Here is a 20,938-nt window from a genome sequence, read left to right as displayed (position 1 = left end):
CCGTCCCGGGCGAGCGGCACTCCGGGACGGCTCCCGCCGTCAGGCGTGCGCCGGCGCCGCCGCCGCTACCGGCCGGGTCTGGCGGGCCCGGTGCCGCAGAGTGGCCTTCCGCGTCGGCACGTCGACGGTGTACGCATCGATGGTCAGCCGCGCGCCGGACACCTTCAGCACCATGAAGCCGTGGTCGGAGAAGTTCTGCCAGGCCGCCGCGTGCCCGAAGTGCGCCGTGCCGTCCTCCGTCTTGGCCGACGCACCGCACACCACCTGCCGGGTGCCGCCCGTACGGGCCGTCGGCTCCAGGATCTGCAGTGTGTGATCATGACCGGACAGAATCAGATCGGCCCGTCCGCACACCACGTTCTCGTACATGTCCTGGAGATGGACACCACTGGTGTAGTTCCCGATCTCGAAACCGTCATAGGAACCGGCGCTGCCGTGCTTGCCGTTGTTGAGGTACGGGTGGTGTCCGATCACCACCTTCCAGCGGGCCCGCGAGGCGCGCAGCGCACCCTCCAGCCAGCTTCGCTGCTCGCGCATGTACGGCCCGTCCCACCGGTAGTGCGGGTCGAGCTGGGCGACATACGACGACCAGGGAATGGTGTCGATCGCGAAGAACTCCACCAGCGGATCGGCGGCCGGCAGCGGCACACTGTAGTAGCGGTCCGGCATGTACCAGCGCCGTGACGTGGCGGCATAGGCGACCTCGCGGTCACCGCGCGAGGGGTCTCCGCCGCTGCCGGGGATCAGCCCCGAGCAGTCGTGATTGCCCAGCACCATCAGCCACGGCACATCGATGCCGCTGTTCGGCTTCTCGAACTTGTCCTGGAACTCCTCGTCATGAGCGGACTCGGGGCCGTTCTCGTAAATATTGTCGCCGAGCCCCACCGCAAGGCCGATGCCCTCGGCCTTGCAGATATCCCGCGCGGCGGCCGCCACCGCGTACTGCGCCTCGTCCCCCGTCCCCGCGTCACCGGTGACCAGAGCCGCGAACTCGCCCTTGCCATCGGGGTGTTCGGGGAACGGAAAGGCCCCAGGGCCGCCGAGGCGGGGCTCGGCGGACGCGGGGGACTGGGCCGGCGAAGGCAGCACCGCGAGCGCCGCACCGGCCATCGCGCCGCCCAGCAGCGTCCGCCGGTTCACCCACTGCGGAACGCGTCCCGTCGTACGCATCGGCGGCCCCCCGGCCGTCGTGGCCGAGCCGGCCCGCAGCCACTCCTGCTCGGTCATGTCCGCCTGCGGCGGGATCAGTTCGTCTTCACACATGCCTGGTTTCTTTCACGATCGGCAGAGGTGCTGGTGACGAAATGATGAAGCCGAGGTGGACGTATGGCGATCGTGAGCCGCACCGCTACGCGTCGGTAACAAAGCGTATTCCAGGGGCCATCAGGGGGTGAGCGGAGCGCCGAACCAGGCGGTGAGAGCGTGCTGGAGACAGCTTTGCTGTCGCCCGGCCGCGTCCGGCGAGGCGGCCGCTTCCGGCGCCGCCCACGCCACCTGTCCGTCCGGCCGGACGAGGAGCGCGGCGGCCGGCGGTCTGCGGTCCGGACACCGTGCGGGAACCGTTTCCACCCGGCCCGGCCACCCGTGCTCCACCACCGCCCGCACATCGTTCCGCCCGGCGAGGTCGAGCAGCAGCGGCCGGGCGCCCCGCATCAACGCGGCGAGCCGAGTCGTGCCCGTCGGGGTCTCCAGCTGGAGATCCGGTGCGAACCTGCCGACGAGCGGATGCGCTGCCGCGCCGGCCGTCGGACGCTGCACCTCCGCGCCCGCCATCAGCTCGGCGATCCGCCGCAAGCTCCCCTCGTCCTGCAGGAGTTCACCGAAGACGTGCGCAGCGCGGTGACACCTTCACCCGGCGCCATCAGCGCCAGCTGCGCCTGGGAGTGCAGGGTGACCCGCTCCGCGACCGGGTGCCGCTCGGCGTGATAGCTGTCCAGCAGCCCGGCCGGGGCCGTGCCCCGGACCTCGGCGGCGAGTTTCCAGCCGAGGTTCGCCGCGTCCTGCAGCCGCAGGTTGAGCCCGGGGGCGCCCACCGAGGAGTGGACGTGAGCCGCATCGCCGGCCAGCAGTACGCGGCCCTTGCGATAGGTCTCGGCGAGCCGGGTGTGACGGCCGGACAGCCGCCGCCGCAGATGCGGTCCGGGCGTGGCGGGCGAACGCCGGCATCGGCTCCGGCGGCCCCGCCTCGCCGCGGCACCGCTCGTACAGCCCGCGGTGGTCGAGCAGCTGCACCACCTGACCGATCAGCCCGTTCGCCTTGGGCTCCGTGCTGCGTTCGGGCAGCCGCTCCAGCACCACGGGCCGCACCCCGGCCAGGCTCAACTCGCAGGCCGGCATGAGCCCGTTGGGCCCGCCACCGGCTATGACGACATCGGCAACGGCAGCTGTCCCGGTCACCGGCCGCTCCTGCTCGGGTCGGGGAGTCCGGCGGCCAGCTGCCGCAGGGCCTCGGTCATCAGGGACAGCAGCGGCACCGGCGGATCGGACCGCAGCCACTGGTCGACGGACACATGCACCGCGCTGGTCACCGCACCGGCCACCAGCCGCGGGTACAGATCCCGTTCGACATCGGTGCCGGTGCGTGAGGCGACCGCCGCCGCCAGTGCGCTGTCCGCCGCGAGACCGGCCTTCAGCACCTCGCCCAGCAGCGCGGGCTCGTCGGACATCCGCCGCAGCGCGGCCAGGGTGCCGGGATCGGGGGCGCGCTCGGCGCCCGCCGCCCCGTCCAGGGGTGACACCACGGCCCGGGTGATCGCCTCCCACAGCGGCTCGTCCCGGGGGCGGGCCGCCAGGGCGTCGGCCGCCATCCGGGCACGATCGACGTTCCGGGACGCGATCGCTTCGTACTTGCTGGAGAAATAGTTGTTGAAGGTCCGCGGCGACACCCCCGCCGCGGCGGCGATGTCCTCGCTCCGTACGTGCTCCAGCCCGCGCTCGGTCACCAGCCGCACGGCGGCCAGGCTCAGCGCCTCCCGGGTGGCTCGTTTCTTGCGCTCCCGCAGGCCCGGGGGCGGGCTGCCGGTGGCGTCGTCCGGCGTGCGATCGGTGGTCATACCGACCACCGTAGCCGCTGAACTTGCTCGTTCAGCAAAGTTTCTTGAGGCGCAAAAATCAGCTGGGGCCGGCGAGGCGGCGCAGTGTCCGGCCGAGGTGGCGGGCGTACCGGCGCTGGAACACGGGGACCAGCGGGCCGGCGAGCCGGGTGACCGGCCGGTCCGGGCGGCTGAAAGCGGTCACGGTGAACCACACCGAGCCGTCGTCGCGCAGCTCGGCGACGAACGCCTCCTCGCCGGACTCGGGATGCCCCTTCCTGGCCCCGTACCCGAAGCCGATGCGGTCCTCGTCGTCGACCGTCCACACCACGGTGCACGGCGCGCGCAGCCGCAGCGGGCCGATGCCCAGCGAGACCTCGACGTCCACTCCCGGCGCGGCCCGCGGGGCGTCGGACCGGATGCGGGCGCCGGCCGCGCGATGCATCCGGAAGGTGGTGATCGCCTCGCCCGCCGCGGCCAGCACCGCCCGGCCGTGACCCACCGGCAGCTCCTCATGGAGGTGGTGGTAGCCGGGCGGCAGCGGGGTGCGCCGAGTGCCGCCCTCCTCGGGGTAGTTCAGATCGCTCACGGGTGCGCTCCTTGAGGGACGGGCCGGGCGGGGGAGGGCGACGGTACGCGGAGAACGTCAGGCGTTCAATAACGCCCGCCCGCTCTGCGGCGGCCGCTCCGACGGCACCGCACACGGCCGTGACCAGGACGGAAGCAGGGCGGACCAGGAACGGCCCTGGAGTGGTCCCGGGGCCTTTCTCGACCGGGGCGCACCCGGCGCGGACGGATACCGACCGGCGCCCTGACCGGGTGATCACGCGGGGCGGCGCGCCGAAGCGGACGTCCATAGGACGCGCCCTAGCCCCGCACCCCCTGGCCCCCGTCCGGGACTCCGTGCCGCCCCGCCCCCGCGGCGAACCGCGCCGCGCCCTCCATCGACTCGGCCAACACGGCCTGGCCGTAACGGAGTTCAGCGGACATCGCCGACTGCTCGTCCCGGCCCTCCTGGTCCAGCAGGGAGGCGCGGTCGCTGCGCAGACACGCTTGCGGGAAGCGGGCGATCTCCGCCGCCAGCAGTTCCGCCTCCGCGCGTGCCGTCCCGGGCGGCACCACACGATGGACGAGACCGATGTCCAGCGCCTCGGCGGCCGGAACCGGACGCCCCGTCAGTACCAGGTCCATCGCCCGGCTCGCACCGATCAGCCGCGGCAGCCGCACCGTACCGCCGTCGATCAGCGGCACCCCCCAGCGCCGGCAGAACACCCCGAAGACGGCGTCCTCCTCCGCCACCCGGAGATCGCACCAGAGCGCCAGCTCCAGACCGCCGGCCACCGCATGGCCGGCCACTGCCGCGATCACCGGCTTGCCGAGCCGCATCCGGGTGGGCCCCATCGGCCCGTCCCCGTCCGGGGTCACGCGATTGCCGCGCTCGGTGCCGATCGCCTTGAGGTCGGCACCGGAGCAGAACGTCCCGCCCTCGCCCCACAGCACCGCGACCCGTGCGCCGTCGTCGTCATCGAACTCCCGGAAAGCGGCGGCGAGTTGCCCGGCCGTCGCACCGTCCACGGCATTACGGGACGCCGGCCGGGACAACACCACCGTCGTCACCGACCCGGCACGCTCCACCCGTACGGACATCAGACCCCGCTCCCGGCCGCACCCGCGTCCGGCGTGCCCGGCCGGGTGCGCTCCAGGATCGAGGTCAGGTCGGCGGCGGCCGGCAGGGTGCCGAAGGCATTGCCCCACTCCCCGTCGAGCCGCGAGGCGCAGAACGCATCGGCGACCGCAGGGTGGCTGTACCGCACCAGCAGCGAACCCTGCAGTATCAGCGTCATCCGCTCCGCCAGCGACCGGGCCATCAGCTGCGCCCGCTCCGGATCGCCGAGCCCGCCGAGCATCTTGCGGACCCCGGCCACCGCCGCATCCAGCCGGCGATCGGCACCCGCCGCGGTCTCCACCTCCGCGAAGAACGCGTCCAGCGCGGCCGGCTCCTTGCCCAGCGCCCGCAGCACATCGAGCGCGGCGACATTCCCCGAGCCCTCCCAGATGGACAGCAGCGGCGCCTCCCGGTAGATCCGCGGCATGCCGGAATCCTCGACATAGCCGTTGCCGCCCAGGCACTCCAGCGCCTCCGCCGCATGAGTGCTGCCCCGCTTGCACACCCAGTACTTCCCGGCCGCCAGTGCCAGCCGGCGCAGCGCCGACTCCCCGGCGTCCCCGGCCTGCGACCGGTCCACCGCCGTCGCCAGCCGCAACCCCAGCACCGTCGCCGCCTCCGACTCGACCGCCAGGTCGGCGAGCACCGAGCGCATCAGCGGCTGCCGGCCCAACTCCCGCCCGAAGGCCTGCCGGTGCGCCGTGTGGTGCAGCGCCTGCCGCAGCCCCGCCCGCATCCCGGCCGCCGACCCCAGCACACAGTCCAGCCGGGTCATGTTCACCATCTCGACGATGGTCCGCACCCCACGGCCCGGCTCCCCGACCGGCCAGGCCACCGCCTCGTCGTACTCGATCTCGGAGGACGCGTTGGAGCGGTTGCCCAGCTTGTCCTTGAGCCGCATCAGCCGCATGCCGTTGAGCGTGCCGTCCGGCAGCACCCTCGGCACCAGGAAGCAGCTGAGCCCCTCCTCGGTCTGCGCCAGCGCCAGAAAGACATCGCTCATCGGTGCCGAGGTGAACCACTTGTGGCCGGTGAGGCGGTAGGTGCCGTCGCCGGCGGGGACCGCGCGGGTGGTGTTGGCCCGTACGTCGGAGCCGCCCTGCTTCTCCGTCATCGACATGCCCGCGATCAGGCCCGACTTGGTCAGCGGCGCCCGCAGCCCGAAGTCGTAGCTGCGGGCGGCGAGCAACGGCTCGTACTGCGCGGCGAGTTCCGGCGCGGCGCGCAGCGCGGGGACGGCGGCGTACGTCATCGAGACCGGGCAGCCGTGCCCCGCCTCGGCCTGCGACCAGACATAGAACTTCGCGGCACGCACCAGATGCGCCCCGGGGCGGTCGTCGGCCCAGGGCGCGGCGTGCAGACCGTGCTCCACCGCGACGGTCATCAGCTGATGCCAGGCCGGGTGGAAGGCGACCTCGTCGATGCGGTGTCCGAACCGGTCGTGGGTGTGCAGCCGGGGCGGCTGCTCCTCCGCCCAGCGCGCCTGGTCCTGCACCGCAGCGGAACCGGCCAGCGCGCCGAGCTCGGCCACCTCCCGGCTGCCCCACTCGGCGCCGTCCCGGAGCAGCGCCTCCAGCAGGGCCGGCTCGTCCGCCGTACTGAACCCGGTCAGCGGCGGAGCCTGATTCACGACTTCATGAGTGACGGTCATACCGTTGACGTTACAGAATCAGAACACCCGTGGGAAGTCTGTAATGCGGACGTCCGGCGTCGCTAGAATTTCGTGCACATATGAACGACGACACCGGCACTCCCGACGACACCGAGGCCGCCGCCCGCGCGCTGCGGCCGCTCACCGCACGCTCCATCGTGCTGAGCACCCTCCTCGGCCATCACCCACCACGGCTGCCCGCGCGCGCCCTGGTGCGGGTCGGCGAGCTGTTCGGCATCGCCGAGGGCACCGTCCGGGTCGCGCTCTCCCGCATGGTGGCCGCCGGCGATCTGCGGCAGGCCGACGGCGCGTACGCCCTCACCGCCCGCCTCCTGGCGCGCCAGGCCCGGCAGGACGAGAGCCGCTCACCGAGGACACGGCCCTGGAGCGGGGACTGGGAGGTCGCCGTGGTCGCCACGGCGGAACGCCGGCCGCCGGCCGAGCGCACCGCACTGCGCCAGGCCATGGCAGCACTGCGACTGGCCGAACTCCGCGAGGGCAGCTGGCTGCGCCCCGCCAACCTCGACCGGCCCCGCCCCGCCGTCGTCACCGAGCAGTGCACCTGGCTCACCGGCACCCCGGACGACGACCCCGCCGCGCTCGCCGCCCGGCTGTGGGACCTGACCGGCTGGGCGCGCCGCGCCCGCGCCCTGGCCTCCGCACTGGACCGCGCCGACACCCCCGCCGACCGCTTCACCATCGCGGCGGCCGCCCTCCGTCATCTCCTCTCCGACCCCCTGCTCCCCGCCGAGCTCCTGCCCGAGGACTGGCCCGGCGGCCAACTCCGCCTGAAGTACGCCGGGTTCGAGACCGAACTGCGCGATCTGCTGCGGCAGTATCTGGCCGACTAGGAGTTGTCCGGCCGCCGGGTGACTCCTTCGGCCGGCCGGCCATTACGTGACGCCGCTGTCCCGTCCCGTCGGCCAAGCTGCACGCAGATGACGCATGTCGATGTCCTCACAGCAGCTCAGCCCATTCGCGCACGGGGCTGAATATGCGCCACAACACATCCGGAAAGGGTGCCTCGAAGACATGGCACACGAGCGTGTGGGACTACCACGGAATTCAGGGAGTGAAGGCGCGTATTGCCACCTTCAAGGGAAAGAGGGTGGCGCATTCGTGCACGAAGAAAATCGACCCCACGGGATGACAGCGGTCGCCCAAGCTTGTTGGAGCTACGGGCCTGAGGCGATCCGACAGCCACCCTCCCGGCCGGGCTGACGGCGTATCCGCCCCGGACCCGTATCCGCCCCGGAGCCGCACCTCCGCTTCAGGCGCGGCGCGCGCCGGATGCGTCCGAGCCGGCCCCGGCCTCCGCCGCGCCGGAATCCTCCGGCCGCGGTGTGCCGGCCGGTCCCTTCCTGCGGCGCAGCTCGTACGCGGCCAGCACCACGGCCACCGTCAGCAGACTCAGCCAGAACTGCGACCGGCTGTCCGGCAAGAACGCCATCGCCGCGATCACCGACGCCATCAGCGCAATGGTCACCCAGCTCAGCCACGGGAACAGCCACATCTTCAGCGTCAGCCGCTCCGGCTCCGTGCGCTCCAGCTTCCGCCGCATCCGCACCTGCGCGACCGCGATCGCCAGATAGACGAACAGGGCGATGGCACCGTAGGAGTTGATCAGGAACGAGAAGACGACATCGGGCGAGATCCAGGCCGCGATCACCGACAGATAGCCGACCGAGGTTCCGGCCAGCAGCGCCCGGCGCGGTACCCCGCTTGCGCTGACCTTGGTGAATCCGCGGGGCGCATCCCCGTGACGGGTGAGCGCGAACAGCATCCGGGAGGACGTGTAGAGAGCGGAGTTCAGGCAGGACAGCACGGCGATCAGCACCAGTGCGTTCATGACCGTGCCGGCCGCGGGCACCGCAAGACGGTCCAGCACCGCCGCGTACGGGCTCACCTCGATCGCCTTCGACGTCCAGGGCACCACCGTGACGACCAGGAAGATCGACAGTACGTAGAAGGCCACCACCCGCAGCACGATCGAGCGGATCGCGTCCGCCACCGCCCGCTCCGGTTCGACCGACTCGGCGGCCGCGATCGTGACGATCTCCGCGCCGGTGAAGAACCCGATGCAGGGCACGACGGCGGCGAGCACCGCGCCGGCGCCCTCGGGCGCGAACCCGCCGTGCGCGGTCAGATTGCCCAGCCCACCGGGGGCGTCCGGCCACAGCCCCAGCACGAACAGTGTGCCGAGGAACAGAAACACCACGATCGCCAGGACCTTCACCGACGAGAACCAGTACTCGAACTCGCCGTAGGAGCGCGCCGAGACCATATTGGTCGCGGTCAGCAGCGCCATCAGCACCAGGCTGACGGCCCACAACGGGGCTCCGGGAAGCCACAGTTGGACGATCCGTCCGCCGGCCACCGCTTCGACGGCGACCACGATCACAAAGAAGTACCAGTACAGCCAGCCGACCGTGAACCCCGCACGCAGCCCCAGGGTCTCTCGGACATGGGCGTAGAAGGACCCCAGCGCCGGGCGGGCGACGGTCATCTCGGCCAGCATCCGCATGATCAGTACGGTGAGCACCCCGGCCGCCAGGAAGGACAGCACGGCGGCCGGACCGGTGGACCGTACGACCACCCCGCTGCCCACGAACAGCCCGGCCCCGATGACCCCGCCCAGCGCGATCAGCTGCATATGGCGGCGCTTGAGTCCCTGCTGCAGACCGCCCGGTGCCGCCGGCGCCCCGGTCTCCGTCGTGCTGTCGTCCCGTACCGTTCCCGTGCTCATGGAAACCGACGCTAATCGGCCAACCATGCAGGAATGTTGCCGCAGTATTTCAGTGGCCCGGGTGCCGCGGGGGGCCGTGCTCCGCGCTCACAGCGGCAGGACGCATACCGGGACCGGAGCCGCGAACGGCTCGCCCGTGGGTTGGAGCGCCCCCGTCCGGGCGTCCACCGAGAACACCGTCACCGAAGCCGACTTCTGGTTCGCCGCGAACAGCCATCGCTGATCCGGCGAGAAGGCGATCTGCCGGGGGAAGTCCCCGCCCACCGGCACGGTGTCCAGCAGCCGCAGCCGTGCCCCGTCCGCCTCCACGGCGTAGCGGGTGAGGCTGTTGTGACCGCGGTTGGCGAGATAGGCGAAGCGGCCGTTCCCGGTGACCAGGATCTGCGCCGGGTAGCTGGTACCCGGACCGGTGCCCGTGGACTGCGGTGCACCGGGCGTCAGCCGCCCGCTTCCGCGGTCGTAGCGGCAGACCACGACCGTGTTGTCGACCTCGTTCGCCAGATAGGCGAAGGCGCCCGCGGGGTGGAACGTCAGATGCCGGGGACCGGCGCCGGGCCGCAGTGCCGCAGACGACACCTGGGTGAGTTTTCCGGCCGCCTCGTCCAGCCGGTAGGTGTAGACGGTGTCATTGCCGAGGTCGACGGCCAGCACATGCCGGCCGTCCGGGGCGGTGATGATCTGGTGGGCATGCGGCCCGTCCTGGCCGGGGCCGGGCGGCGGGCTGGAGTGGGTGACCAGGTCCGTGCGTTCGCCCAGGGCGCCCGTGGCGCGGTCGACCGGATGCACGGCGACGCTGCCGGAGAGGTAGTTGGCGCTGAGCAGCCAGTGGCCGCCCGGATGCACCGACAGATGACAGGGGCCGGCGCCGCCGGTGGACCGGGTGCCCAGCACCGTGGGCGGGCCGTCCGGCATCAGCGCGATCGCGGTCACCCCGCCCTGCTGCTGCTCGTCGACCGCGTAGAGGGTACGGCCGGACGGTGCCAGGGCGAGGTAGGAGGGGTCGGCGACTCCTGCCACGACCCCGGTGGCGGTGATCCGGCCGGTCGCGGTGTCGTACGTACCGAGTCCGACACCGGTCCCGCCGCCAGGGGCCGAGGTGTAGGTCCCCAGGAAGAGCGGACGGGCGCCGCGCGGGTGGTGCCCGGCGGTGGCGTGCGCGGGCGCCGAATTCCGCACCGCCAGCAGTCCCGCCCCGCCCGCCGCGGCCAGCCCCGTCGCGACGGTGCCGAGGAACCGTCGACGGTCGATCCCTGTCCCGGCCTGCGTTCCCGTACGTGCTGCGCTCATGCCACACCTCGGTGCTCGGCGATCCGTGATCGGGTGGTCGTGGCAGCAGGGTGGCGCCTCCGGCCCGCTCCGGCAAGTGATGCAACCCGAATTGCATGGTGTGCAACGCAACGGCGGCACCCGAACCGGCCGGGTGACCCTGACGTTCCCCTACATCCCCATGATGACCACCACCCCCCTGCGTAGCACTGGAGTCGTACAACACAACACATACGCGGACTGATTCGCCGCACCCCTCACCACTCGTAGTTTCTTGATCAAGGCATGAAGATGATCGAGAGGCCACGGATATATGTACGGCAAGGCATTCGCCCCGGAATATCAGGGCGAGTTGGGCACGGCACTGGGCGTGAACTCCTCCTACGAGGAGGTGCTGGCGACGGCGAGCCGCGCGCACACCGAGGCGGGCACGACACTGGAGCGGTCCCGGGCCGCGCTCGCGGTCGCCGAGGCCAACCGGCGGCTCGGCCGGGTGGAGCAGGCGGGTGACGCCTGGCGGGAGAGCTACCGCAGTGCCCGCACCGCCGGGGACCCGGGCGCCATGGCCTGGGCGCTGTGGAGCGGCGGCACCCTGGCCCGCCAGTGCGGGACCCTGCCGCTCGCCCGTCGGCTGCTCACCCACGCCGTCGCGCTGGCCGCCGACAGCGGCGACCGTCTCGCCCACGGCTACTCGCTCGCGGGCCTCGCCGAGACCGGCCGCATCCAGGGCGATTACGCCGCGGTCGCCGAGCTCCACGAGCAGCTGCTCGCACAGGGCCGGGAGCACGGTGAGGCCCGGCACATGGTCTGGGCGATGTCCGGCATAGCCCAGATGCACCGCAACACCGGCGGCTACGACAAGGCCCTGGAGCTGTTCGAGGAATCCGCCCGCATCGCCGCCGAGGCCGACGACTTCCGCGGGCGCGCCTGGTCGCTGCGCGGCGTCGCCGATGTCCTGTCCGTACAGGGCGAGACGGACCGGGCACTGACGCTGCTGTCCGAGGCGGAGGCCATCTGCCGCACCATGGACCTCGCGAGTGCGCTCGCGTACAACCACAAGATGCGCGCCAACGTGCTCTACCGGGCGGGCCGTTACGAGTCGGCGCGCGAGACCTACACCCTCTCGCTGCAGGAGTTCCGCGAGATGCAGGAGCCCCGTGGGGTGGCGCTCTCCCGGCTCGGCCTCGTCAAGTCCCGTGCCCGCCTCGGCCGCGACCGGGACGAGACCCTGGCCGAACTCGACTCCCTGGAAGGGGACTTCATACGCATCGGACTGCGCCACGCCCGCGATATGGTCATCGCCTTCCGTGCAGAGCTGATCGCCCGATCGGCGCCAGGAACTCCTGCTCCTCGGTGCGATGCCACCACGCTCGGGTCTCCCGCAGTTCCTGCCGGGTCGTGAAGCGGTAGCGGAAGACCCGGGCCCTGATCCGGGCCGGCGGCAGATCGGGGAACGGGTTGCTGTGCAGCAGCCGCAGTGTGTCCCGGTCGTTCTCCAGCAGCCGCGCGACGAACGGTACGAACCACGACCGCGCATAGGCCGGTGACAGCGCGGCGAACCACATCAGCCAGTCCAGCCGCAGGTGGTACGGCGCATACTGCCGCGGCAGCCGTCGTACATCGCCCGGCTTGCCACGGAATTCGTACGGAAGCCAGGTCGTTTCCGGCCCGGTCACCGCGTCCGCCGTCCCCTCCACGATGATCTCCCGGCGCACTCGCGTAATACTGCCGAATGCCCCGTACGAATTGACCAGATGCAGCGATTCGTAGGACGTGTTCATCATCTGCTGCCGGGCCAGCAGATTGCGCGCCGGCCGATAGCTGAGCACGAGGACCCCGGCCGTGGCGATGAGGACCAGGATCGCGAACCACAACGGAGGCGGCGGGAGCGGCGTGGACGGTCCCCCCAATAGCGGGGCGGCGGCCGACATGGCCAGCGCGATGGTCACCCAGTTCAGCCAGGCGAAATTGCCGGACAGCACCAGCCACAGCTGAGTGATGACCATCGCGACCGCGGCCCACCCGGCGATCGGCTGAGGCGTGAACAGCAGTACGGGAACGCCGAGTTGGGCGACATGATTGGCGGCCACCTCGACCCGGTGGAGGGGCTTGGGCAGATGGTGGAAGAACCAGCTCAACGGGCCGGGCATCGGCTGGGTCTCATGGTGGTAGTACAGGCAGGTCAGATCCCGCCAGCAGCGGTCGCCGCGCATCTTGATCAGCCCGGCCCCGAACTCCACCCGGAACAGCAGCCAGCGCAGCAGCCACATGACCGGCACCGGGGGAGCGGTCTCGTCATTCCCGAGGAATACCGCGAGCGAGCCCGCCTCCAGCAGCAGCGACTCCCAGCCGAAGCCGTACCAGGTCTGTCCGACGTTCACGATGGACAGATACATCGCCCACAGCGCGGCCCACAGCACCATCGCCGCCCACAACGGCACGGCATCCGCGGCCCCCGCCGCCACGGCCGCGGCCAGCAAGGCCCCGCCCCACGACCAGAGGGCGAAGAAGCGGTCCGAATAGTGCCGGTGAAAGACCGAGGGCGCCGCGCGGAACGGCACCCGCGCCACGAAAGCGGGCACCGGCAGCATGCCGCGCGCCCCGATGAGCGCCCGGAACTGCCGGGCCGCCGCGATGAACGCGACGATGTAGAGGACGGCCAGCATGCGCTGGAAGACCAGCCGCCCGAGCCAGTAACCGGAATCCGAGAACCATGCCACCCGCCCATGGGTAGCACTGCCGCCGTATGCCCTGCAGCAGGGCGCGCGGTGACGGAGGCTGGATACCTCGCTCACTCTTCAGCGTAGGGATCGGGGCGAATGCAGCAACCGCAGGGCCATTGGAGTGAGTGATGTGCATCACATAATCCACCCCTTTTCCCCGCCGCTTATGGGGGCCGTATCCGCATCTTCCGATGACGTGCCTTCGCCGCCGGAAAACGTCGAGCGCGCGGAGTGTGGCGTCGTTACTCTGAGGGGCGACGGACGACCTTTCTGGGAGACGCCAACACCATTGGCCCGTCGCGGGAACGCCACAAACCTTGGCTGACCTCCCGGTTTGTGAACAAGGCGCCACCGCGTCGGACCAATACCTCGAAGAAGGAGTGCGTGGTGGCATTGCACAAGGCTCAACACAAGCAGCCCCGTTTGAAGCAGGGCGAGCGGCCTGGTCGGATCAAGGAAGTCCGCAATCTGGAAGTCTGGGACCGCTGCGCCCCGGTGCGCCTCGCCGGCTGCGATGACGATCCCGCCGAGCCACATATCTTCCGCGGCATCGACTGAATCACTGATAGCTCGGGCGTCGGCCCTGACCCCGGGGCCTCATCCTCGGGGTCAGGGCCGGCGTCCGAGCAGACACAGCAGGCGGGTGAGAGCGTCGGCGTCGGCCGGCGGCTCCGCCGCGGGAGCGAACAGCCCCGAGGCAGCGAGCCCGGAGGCGTACGGCTCCACTTCGCGCAGCGCCGCCTGCGCGAGATGACCCGGCAGCCGCTCATCGGCGCCGATCGCACGGGACAGGTCCCAGGCGTGCACCACCGCATCGGCCATCATCTGCGTGCAGTAGGCGTCGGCCGGACCGGATCCGTACGAGAGCTGGACGGTGCGACTCAGCGCACCGCGCTCCGAGAACGCCGCTACGGCGGCCACCGCCGCGCGGTCCCAGACCCCGGCCGGATCCTCCCCGAGCAGATCGCCGTCATACTCCGACCCCACATCGGCGATCGTCGCGCCGTCCCGCACCAGCCGGGGCACCCACAACTGCTCGGCGGTGAGGTGGTTCACCAGATCGCGCACCGACCATTCCGCGCACGGCGTCGGGGCGTGCCACTGGTCGCCGCGGACGGCATGCACCCGGGTGCCGAAGAGCGCGATGGCCTCGCCGTGGGTCCGCAGGATCTCGTCGTCGTTCATGCTCCCCGAGAATAGGAGCGGGCACTGACAACGGCGCCCCGACGCACGGCGCCCACCCGACGTCCCCGAGGGATCGGACTCACCCGACCGGCCCAACCGGGGGCGGGAGCTTTCCCGCCCACCGGTCGGCACCGCGGGTACGGCCGCGGGCAGCCCGTACGGGCCGTGGTCAGTCGGCGTAGAGCTGTCGTTGCGGCACGATCTGCTGGGACTGACTCGGGCTGGACCAGAGCAGCTTCATATGCGCCTCTCCGGTCTGCTCCGTGTAGTCGATCCGGATGCTGTGCCGGTGACCGGCCTGCAGGGTGACGGTCCCCTTGTCGACCTTCGGGCCGTGCGGGGTGGTGCTCTCGATCACCGGTTTGCCGTCGATCCACAGCCGCACGGTGTCGTCGGAGACGGTGGTGAAGGTGTAGGTCTCGTCGAAGCGCGGCTGAATGCTGCCGGACCAGCGGGTGCTGAAGTGATCGGCGGGGATCGCCGGGTCCGGTGATCCGTCGAAGCGGTAGGACTTGTTCACCGTCGGATCGACGGTGGTCACCGCGGGCGGACCGGAGAAGGAGTCGTTCGCCCAGCTCTGTGCCGTCAGCCCCGTGCCGGTTCCTGCGGGTGCCGCGGCCGGGGGCTTGATCGTGAGCCGGATGACGCTCGCGAGCGGACCGGTACCGGTGCCGGACGGAGTGAGGTCGAAGCCGTCACCGGCCGGGGCGACCTTCACCTGCTGCGAACTGCCCAGGACCCGGGCCGCGGTGATCTGGAACCGGCCCTTGGCGGTGAGGTGGAGGGACGCGCCGGCGGCCGGCCAGGAGGTGACCGAGGCGTACAGCTCGTTGCCCCGGCGGGAGACCGTGCCCCAGGACGGGTCCGCCACCAGCCCGGTGTGCCCGGCCCCGTGGACCGCATCGCCCTGGCCGTGCGCGCCCAGCCACCGGCCGGTCTCGCGGAGCCGGTCGAGGGAAGGCTGCGGGATGCGCCCGAGCTTGTCCGGGCCTACGTTGAGCAGATAGTTGCCGCCGCGGCTCGCCACATCCAGCAGGTTGCGCACCACCGTCGCCGTCGACTTCCAGTTGGTGTCGTACGAGGCGAAGCCCCAGTGGTCGTTGAGCGTCATACAGCTCTCCCACAGCTGCCCGTCGACCGGCTCCGCGGGGATCTCCTGCTCAGGTGTGCCGAAGTCGCCGTCGACCACATCGCGCTTGCCGACGCGGTTGTTGACGATCAGGTGGGGGTTGAGGCCGTGCAGATACGCCTGGAGGTCGGCGCCGTCCTGACGTGACCAGCGGTTGGTGGGGTTGTCCGCGTCCCATTCGCCGTCGAACCACAAAAGCGCCGGGTCATAGTGGTCGACCAGCTCCTTGAGCTGGCCGTACATCCGCTTCTTGTAGCGCGGGAAGGTCGCCGGATCGGCGAAGTCCGGGTCGTGCCAGTCCCAGATCGAGTAGTAGAAGCCGAGCTTGATCCCGGCGGCGTCGGCGGCCTTCTTCAGCTCGGCGAGGATGTCGCGGTGCGGGTCGAAGGCGGAGTGGTCGCGCAGATTCCAGGTGTTCTGCTTCGTCGGCCACATCGCATAGCCGTCGTGGTGCTTGGACGTGATGACGATATAGCGCTGACCTGCGTCCTTGGCTGCCCGGACGATCGCCTTGGCGTCGAAGGCGGACGGGTTGAAGGTGGCGGCCTGCTTCTCGTACGCCTCGTCCGGGATCCGGCATTCGCGCTTGATCCACTCCGCGTTGCGGCACACCGTGCCGTCGGGCCGGGTGTACTCGCCCTCCAGATTCGAGTACGCGCCGAAGTGGATGAACATCCCGAAGCGGTCCTGGCGCCACCACGAGGTGCGCGACGAGGTGAAGGGATCGTCGGTCGCGTGGTTGGTTCCGGGGCCGGCGGCGGGCCGCGGCGGCGGCTTCGCGGCGGCCACGGGGCTGCCGACGGCCAGCAGCAGGGCGCCCAGCACCCCCATGAGCCCCAGCAGACGGAACGGTCTTGTGCGGCTGTGCATCGCTCGCTCCTTGGGTTATTTGGTCACGTACGTGCCTCCTGTGCCATCCCGCATGGTGCAGCGCCGGCACCTGGACCGGAAGACCCTGGACGCGACAAACATCGGAGCATCTTGGCGAAAGCGGGCGGCAGTTGGGGTTGCGGAAGGGCAGGGAGGCATCAGACCTCGGATCTAAGGCGGGCGTCGGAAAGTGGCCGAGAGAGGTGCAGCCGATGGCCGGGGGAGTGCTGACCTGAAGTCAGCGCTCTGGCAAACCACCGGACTTGTCGGTTCAATGGGCGATCAGGTCGCACTCATTGGAGGCACCATGGAAGCCGTCGCCCCACCCGCTGCCGGCGCCCCGGCCATCCGCTGCGCGGGTCATGAACGCGACTATCCGTCCTTCCTCGACCGTGCGGCGCGGATCGCCACCGCACTGCGTGCGGCGGGAGTTGAGCCCGGCGACCGGATCGCCGTCGTGCTGCGCAACGAGCCCGCCCATCTGGAGATCACCGCCGGGGCCGCCCTGCTGGGTGCCTCTGCGGTACCCGTGAACTGGCATTTCCGGCACGACGACCTGCGGCATGTGCTCACCGACAGCGGCAGCAAGGTGGTCTTTGCGCACAGCGACATGCTCGACGCGGTGACCGCCGTGCTCCCCGACGGCGTACGGATCGTCGAGGCCCCGGTTCCCGCTGGTGTCGCGGCCGCCTGTGGGATCGCCGTAACGCCCGCCACCGGCGAACACCCACTGCTCGACCGGTGGCTGGAAAGCCATGCGCCGCTGGACCGGGCCGCCGGTGAAAGCCCGCCCACCGTCATCTACAGCTCGGGAACCACCGGGCTCCCCAAGGGGGTTCTGCGCGAACCCGTCGCCGCGGACCAGCTCGAAGAGGGGGTGCGGTTGTTCCTGGAGCACTTCGCCGTCGCCCCCGGCGGACGGACGCTCATCCCCGCCCCGCTCTACCACGCCTCGCCCAGCCAGCACGCGGTCCTCGCCCTCGCGGCCGGGCTGGACATCACCCTCATGCCGCGCTTCGACGCCGAGGAATTCCTGCGGCTGATCGCGCACCACCGCATCGAGCAGGTGCAGGTCGTGCCCACGATGTTCGTACGGCTGCTGCGACTGCCCAAGGACGTACGGGAGCGCTACGACCTGTCCTCGCTCACCTCCGTCGTGCACGCCGCGGCGCCCTGCCCGCCGCATATCAAACACGCCATGATCGACTGGCTGGGACCGGTACTGCGGGAGTACTACGGCGGCAGCGAGACCGGCGCCGTGACGTGGTGCGACAGCGCCGAGTGGCTGGCCCACCCCGGCACCGTCGGACGGGCCACCGGAACCTGCGGAGTCGCGGTCATCGGCGCCGACGGAAAGCCGCAGCCGACCGGTGCCACCGGCGACATCTATCTGAAACCCGGCGACGGCTGGCCCCGGTTCACCTACCTCGGCGACCCGGACCGGCGTGCCGCCATGGAAGCGCCGGGCCTGCCCGGATACGTCACCATCGGCGACATCGGCCACCTCGACGAGGACGGCTATCTCTACCTCAGCGACCGCCGGAACGACATGGTCATCTCCGGCGGCGTCAACATCTACCCGGCGGAGATCGAAGGCTGTCTGCTCGCCCTCGACGGGGTCCGTGACGTGGCGGTCTTCGGTATCCCCGACGAGGAGTTCGGCGAGGTCCTCGCCGCCCATCTGCAGACCGAACCCGGCGTGCTGCTCAGCGCCGAGGAGGTGCGCGCCCATGTCGGTGAGCGGCTCGCCGGGTACAAGGTCCCCCGGGCCGTGGTCTTCGAGGAACTGCTGCCGCGCGACGAGTCGGGAAAGCTCTTCAAGAGGCGGCTGCGGGACCCGTACTGGGCGGAGCACGACGGCGCGATCTGAGCCTCGTGCCCCGCCCGCTGCTGCCCCGCCTCAGCAGGCCGGACCGTCGAGAACGGGGATCAACTGCTCCTCCTCGTACGCCAGATGCTTTTCCACCTCCTCCGTGAGGCGCTCGACTTCGGAAAGCACCGACCGGGGGTCCGCACCCTCGGCGGAAATGACCTTTTGCAGCGCGGCGAGGAGGACCGCGAGTTTCTCGTGTTCCTGCTGCATTCGCTCCAGCGCCGGGGCGAGTTCGGGATGGTGCCGGCCGAGCATCGGGAACATTCCGGCGTCCTCACCGGTGTGATGGTTGTGCAGCCCCTGGCAGAGGGTCAGGCAATTCACCCGGAGCTGGGCGCCCAGACCGGGGCCCGATTCGGTGATTTCCTTGCGGATGAGGGCGAGTTCCCGCCGGAATCCGTCGTGCACGGCCTTCAGCGCGGCGCCCGCCGAGGCGGCGCTGATTTGCGGTGGACCGGCGGGGATTTCCTCCAGGGCCACCACTGGAAGTACGCGCTCCGTTTTGGCCTGGTACTCCGACCATCCGGGATCGGCCGCTGCCGCGCGGGCGAAGGCACGGTCGCGTTCGGCGCCCTCCAGGACAATTGCCTGCGCCTCGTAGGTGAAGACACCGGCCTCGACCGTGACCCGAGGATGGGCCACGAGATTGTGGAACCAAGCCGGGTGTTTCGGTGCGCCGGCGGCCGAGGCGATGACCAGGACACGCCCGCCGCCGTCGGGGAGATAGCCGAGCGGGGTGGTGTGCGGGGCGCCGGAGCGCGCGCCGAGAGTGGTCAGCAGAAGCAGGCGGCCGCCCTCGAAGGGGCCGCCGACGCGACCGCCGTTGGCGCGGAACTCCTCGATGATCTGTCGGTTGAAATCGATCGGCATCTTCGGTGTTTTCTCCAGGAGTGGTAAGTGCGATGGATGAGCGTGGATGAGCCCCCGGTTGTGTGGGGGCATGGCGGAAAACCCCGGTCGGTGAGACGGGGAACCGCGCTTCGGGCAGGGCGCATCGACCGCGGTCGACAGGAACTCGACCGTGGTGCGGAAAGGTGGAACGGCCCAAAGGCCGAAAGGGGGGAGGAGTTGCGCGCGCAGGCGGACGGTGCGGACAAGCGCGGTATGCGCAGGCCGGCGAAATCTGCGGGCAGAAAGGAAGCATCTGCGGAGGAAATCGCCGTACGGACGACATCCGTCAGCAGACGAAAGGCGCGAAACGCGCAAACAGTGGAGGAGAGGAGGGGCGGGCCTCTGATGGCCCGCCTGGCGGTCACGAGGTGACCGGGTACCTCACTCGCTCGTGGCACATGGCCGACCCGGTAGTCACGGGTCAAAGGTAATGCCGTAAAGGCATCGAGGCAACGCCGGACGGTTATTTCGTGCGTCTCGTATCCCGGCCGGTCCGGGGCGCCAAGGCTCCGGCGGGACGGCGCCGTGTGCGGCACGGCGTCCGGATGGCGCCCGCGGTGGTGCGCCCTGGAGGCGTCCCGAACCCCCCTTCCACAACCGGGAGTTGGCTGTCACCATGTCCCTCGCTGCACATCACATGAAAGAACGCTGTTCGCGTACATGAATGATGCGGGCAGGTGCCTGCAGGGACATGTCGGTGTTCAGCCGCATGCCTGAACGTCCGTACCGGAGGGGTGTGTTCATGGAACGTCGGCAATTCCTCGCCACCGGTGCCGCGCTGACGGCCGGCGCCGCACTGTCCGCCCGACCCGCCGCCGCCACGCCGGGCCGCCGCCCCGCCGACCGGCTGCCGGCCCGCGCCGAGACCGTCGCCGTACTGCGCCGGGTCGCCGACCACTGGATCGGCGCGCACGCCGACCCGGGTGACAACCAGTGGGCCCGCGCCACCTTCTTCAGCGGGCTGCTGGCCCTGCATCGCCTCACCGGGGAGCCTCGCTACCTCGCCCATGCACGCGGCTGGGCGGAGCATCATGCGTACGGGCTGCACAACGGCGTCACCACCCGGCATGCGGACGACCACTGCGCAGGTCAGGCCTACCTCGATCTCTATGCGCTGGACGCCGCGCCGGACCCGGCCAAGATCGCTGCCATCGAGGACTCCCTGCACCGCATGGTCGTCACCTCGGCCGAGCGGCACGACGACTGGTGGTGGGACGACGCACTGCACATGGCGATGCCGCCGTTCGCCCGGCTCGGCGCGCTGCGCGCCGACCCCGCCTACTGGGACGCGATGCACGCGCTCTACACCCACACCAAGAGCGCCGAGGGCGGCCCCGGGCTCCACGACCCCCACAGCGGCCTGTGGTACCGCGACAAGCGGTTCCTGCCCGGCGGCATCTCCTCCCCGAGCGGCAGGCCCGTCCTGTGGTCGCGCGGCAACGGCTGGGTCGCCGGGGCCCATGCCAAGGTGCTCGCCGTCCTTCCCGACACCTTCGCCCCGGTCCGCGCGTACCGGGCCACCCTGGTCGGGGAACTGGCCGCGCTCCGGGCCGTCCAGCGGTCCGACGGGTTCTGGAATGTGAACCTCGCCGATCCCGCGCAGCTGCCCGGTCCGGAAACCAGCGGCACCGCGTTCTTCACGTACGGGACGGCGTATGCGCTGCGGGCCGGGCTCGTCCCGCGCGACCGCTACCGTCCGATGGCCGCCAGGGCGTGGAACGCGATGGTGGAGACCGCCGTACACCCCGACGGTTTCCTCGGCTACGTCCAGAACGTCGGCGACCGGCCGGAATCCAGCCAGCCGGTCACCTACGACTCCACCGCCGACTTCGGCGTCGGCGCTTTCCTGCTGGCGGGTACGGAGGTGGCGGCGCTGGGCTAGGGCATGTCACCCAGGTCCCGTCGT

At 70.9% G+C, this 20,938-nt stretch carries 18 protein-coding genes and 1 pseudogene; 5 read left to right on the top strand and 14 right to left on the bottom strand.

Going from position 1 to position 20,938, the window contains the following annotated elements; all coding sequences use genetic code 11:
* Positions 1 to 39 precede the first annotated feature (39 nt).
* From ACGFWI_RS09955 to ACGFWI_RS09920, 8 genes and pseudogenes are all read right to left on the bottom strand, one after another.
* Positions 40 to 1,263, bottom strand: coding sequence for a metallophosphoesterase (locus ACGFWI_RS09955; protein ID WP_393905440.1), 1,224 nt, complete (start codon positions 1,261 to 1,263; stop codon positions 40 to 42).
* Between the two features lie 120 nt (positions 1,264 to 1,383).
* Positions 1,384 to 1,794 (bottom strand): polyketide hydroxylase, encoded by a 411-nt coding sequence (locus tag ACGFWI_RS09950; RefSeq protein WP_393905439.1) that lies wholly within the window; start codon positions 1,792 to 1,794, stop codon positions 1,384 to 1,386.
* A complete protein-coding gene (locus ACGFWI_RS09945) occupies positions 1,773 to 2,120 on the bottom strand; it encodes an FAD-dependent monooxygenase (RefSeq protein WP_393905474.1) in 348 nt (115 codons plus the stop codon). Before ACGFWI_RS09945 ends, ACGFWI_RS09950 begins: the two co-directional genes overlap by 22 nt.
* Before the next feature lie 93 nt (positions 2,121 to 2,213).
* Positions 2,214 to 2,337, bottom strand: a pseudogene (locus ACGFWI_RS09940) (hypothetical protein); the annotation flags it as partial.
* 56 nt (positions 2,338 to 2,393) lie between these two features.
* The gene (locus tag ACGFWI_RS09935; protein ID WP_393905438.1) at positions 2,394 to 3,053 is read right to left on the bottom strand and encodes a TetR family transcriptional regulator; all 660 of its coding nucleotides are present in this window, start codon (positions 3,051 to 3,053) and stop codon (positions 2,394 to 2,396) included.
* Positions 3,054 to 3,111: 58 nt separating this feature from the next.
* Positions 3,112 to 3,621, bottom strand: coding sequence for a DUF1990 family protein (locus ACGFWI_RS09930; protein ID WP_393905437.1), 510 nt, complete (start codon positions 3,619 to 3,621; stop codon positions 3,112 to 3,114).
* A 278-nt stretch (positions 3,622 to 3,899) separates the two neighbouring features.
* Positions 3,900 to 4,679 carry a crotonase/enoyl-CoA hydratase family protein gene (locus ACGFWI_RS09925; RefSeq protein ID WP_393905436.1) on the bottom strand — a complete coding sequence of 260 codons (780 nt, stop codon included), beginning with the start codon at positions 4,677 to 4,679 and terminating at the stop codon, positions 3,900 to 3,902.
* Positions 4,679 to 6,349, bottom strand: coding sequence for an acyl-CoA dehydrogenase family protein (locus ACGFWI_RS09920; protein ID WP_393905435.1), 1,671 nt, complete (start codon positions 6,347 to 6,349; stop codon positions 4,679 to 4,681). The genes ACGFWI_RS09925 and ACGFWI_RS09920 overlap by 1 nt, the downstream gene beginning before the upstream one ends.
* 80 nt (positions 6,350 to 6,429) lie before the next feature.
* Between ACGFWI_RS09920 and ACGFWI_RS09915 the strand changes: the two genes are divergently transcribed.
* Positions 6,430 to 7,200 carry a PaaX family transcriptional regulator C-terminal domain-containing protein gene (locus ACGFWI_RS09915; RefSeq protein ID WP_393905434.1) on the top strand — a complete coding sequence of 257 codons (771 nt, stop codon included), beginning with the start codon at positions 6,430 to 6,432 and terminating at the stop codon, positions 7,198 to 7,200.
* A 419-nt stretch (positions 7,201 to 7,619) separates the two neighbouring features.
* Here the strand turns inward: ACGFWI_RS09915 and ACGFWI_RS09910 are convergent, their stop codons facing one another.
* Both ACGFWI_RS09910 and ACGFWI_RS09905 read right to left on the bottom strand, forming a co-directional pair.
* Positions 7,620 to 9,095, bottom strand: coding sequence for an amino acid permease (locus tag ACGFWI_RS09910; RefSeq protein ID WP_393905433.1), 1,476 nt, complete (start codon positions 9,093 to 9,095; stop codon positions 7,620 to 7,622).
* 87 nt (positions 9,096 to 9,182) lie between these two features.
* Positions 9,183 to 10,382, bottom strand: a complete 1,200-nt coding sequence (locus ACGFWI_RS09905) for a lactonase family protein (RefSeq protein ID WP_393905432.1) — start codon at positions 10,380 to 10,382, stop codon at positions 9,183 to 9,185.
* 292 nt (positions 10,383 to 10,674) lie between these two features.
* On the opposite strand from ACGFWI_RS09905, the gene ACGFWI_RS09900 reads away from it, so the two are divergent.
* On the top strand, positions 10,675 to 11,763 hold the full coding sequence (locus tag ACGFWI_RS09900; RefSeq protein ID WP_393905431.1) for a tetratricopeptide repeat protein: 1,089 nt from the start codon (positions 10,675 to 10,677) through the stop codon (positions 11,761 to 11,763).
* Here ACGFWI_RS09900 and ACGFWI_RS09895 read toward each other — a convergent pair.
* Entirely contained in the window at positions 11,657 to 13,081 is a 1,425-nt protein-coding gene (locus ACGFWI_RS09895) for a lipase maturation factor family protein (protein WP_393905430.1), read from the bottom strand. The genes ACGFWI_RS09900 and ACGFWI_RS09895 overlap by 107 nt on opposite strands.
* Positions 13,082 to 13,471: 390 nt before the next feature.
* Here ACGFWI_RS09895 and ACGFWI_RS09890 point away from each other — a divergent pair, with 390 nt between their 5' ends.
* The gene (locus ACGFWI_RS09890; protein WP_393905429.1) at positions 13,472 to 13,642 is read left to right on the top strand and encodes a hypothetical protein; all 171 of its coding nucleotides are present in this window, start codon (positions 13,472 to 13,474) and stop codon (positions 13,640 to 13,642) included.
* Between the two features lie 51 nt (positions 13,643 to 13,693).
* Here the strand turns inward: ACGFWI_RS09890 and ACGFWI_RS09885 are convergent, their stop codons facing one another.
* Positions 13,694 to 14,269: a TIGR03086 family metal-binding protein gene (locus tag ACGFWI_RS09885; protein ID WP_393905428.1), complete on the bottom strand. Its 576-nt coding sequence runs from the start codon at positions 14,267 to 14,269 to the stop codon at positions 13,694 to 13,696.
* 169 nt (positions 14,270 to 14,438) lie between these two features.
* The gene (locus tag ACGFWI_RS09880; protein ID WP_393905427.1) at positions 14,439 to 16,268 is read right to left on the bottom strand and encodes an alpha-L-fucosidase; all 1,830 of its coding nucleotides are present in this window, start codon (positions 16,266 to 16,268) and stop codon (positions 14,439 to 14,441) included.
* Positions 16,269 to 16,575: 307 nt separating this feature from the next.
* Here ACGFWI_RS09880 and ACGFWI_RS09875 point away from each other — a divergent pair, with 307 nt between their 5' ends.
* Positions 16,576 to 18,138: an AMP-binding protein gene (locus tag ACGFWI_RS09875; protein WP_393905426.1), complete on the top strand. Its 1,563-nt coding sequence runs from the start codon at positions 16,576 to 16,578 to the stop codon at positions 18,136 to 18,138.
* Between the two features lie 30 nt (positions 18,139 to 18,168).
* Here ACGFWI_RS09875 and ACGFWI_RS09870 read toward each other — a convergent pair whose 3' ends face one another.
* Positions 18,169 to 19,011 carry a nitroreductase/quinone reductase family protein gene (locus ACGFWI_RS09870; protein ID WP_393905425.1) on the bottom strand — a complete coding sequence of 281 codons (843 nt, stop codon included), beginning with the start codon at positions 19,009 to 19,011 and terminating at the stop codon, positions 18,169 to 18,171.
* 763 nt (positions 19,012 to 19,774) lie between these two features.
* Between ACGFWI_RS09870 and ACGFWI_RS09865 the strand changes: the two genes are divergently transcribed.
* Positions 19,775 to 20,914 (top strand): glycoside hydrolase family 88 protein, encoded by a 1,140-nt coding sequence (locus ACGFWI_RS09865; RefSeq protein ID WP_393905424.1) that lies wholly within the window; start codon positions 19,775 to 19,777, stop codon positions 20,912 to 20,914.
* Positions 20,915 to 20,938 lie beyond the last annotated feature (24 nt).

It is taken from the genome of Streptomyces sp. NPDC048434, assembly GCF_043200375.1.
Classification (GTDB): Bacteria; Actinomycetota; Actinomycetes; order Streptomycetales; family Streptomycetaceae; genus Streptomyces.
This window is presented reverse-complemented; position numbering and strand designations above follow the sequence as displayed.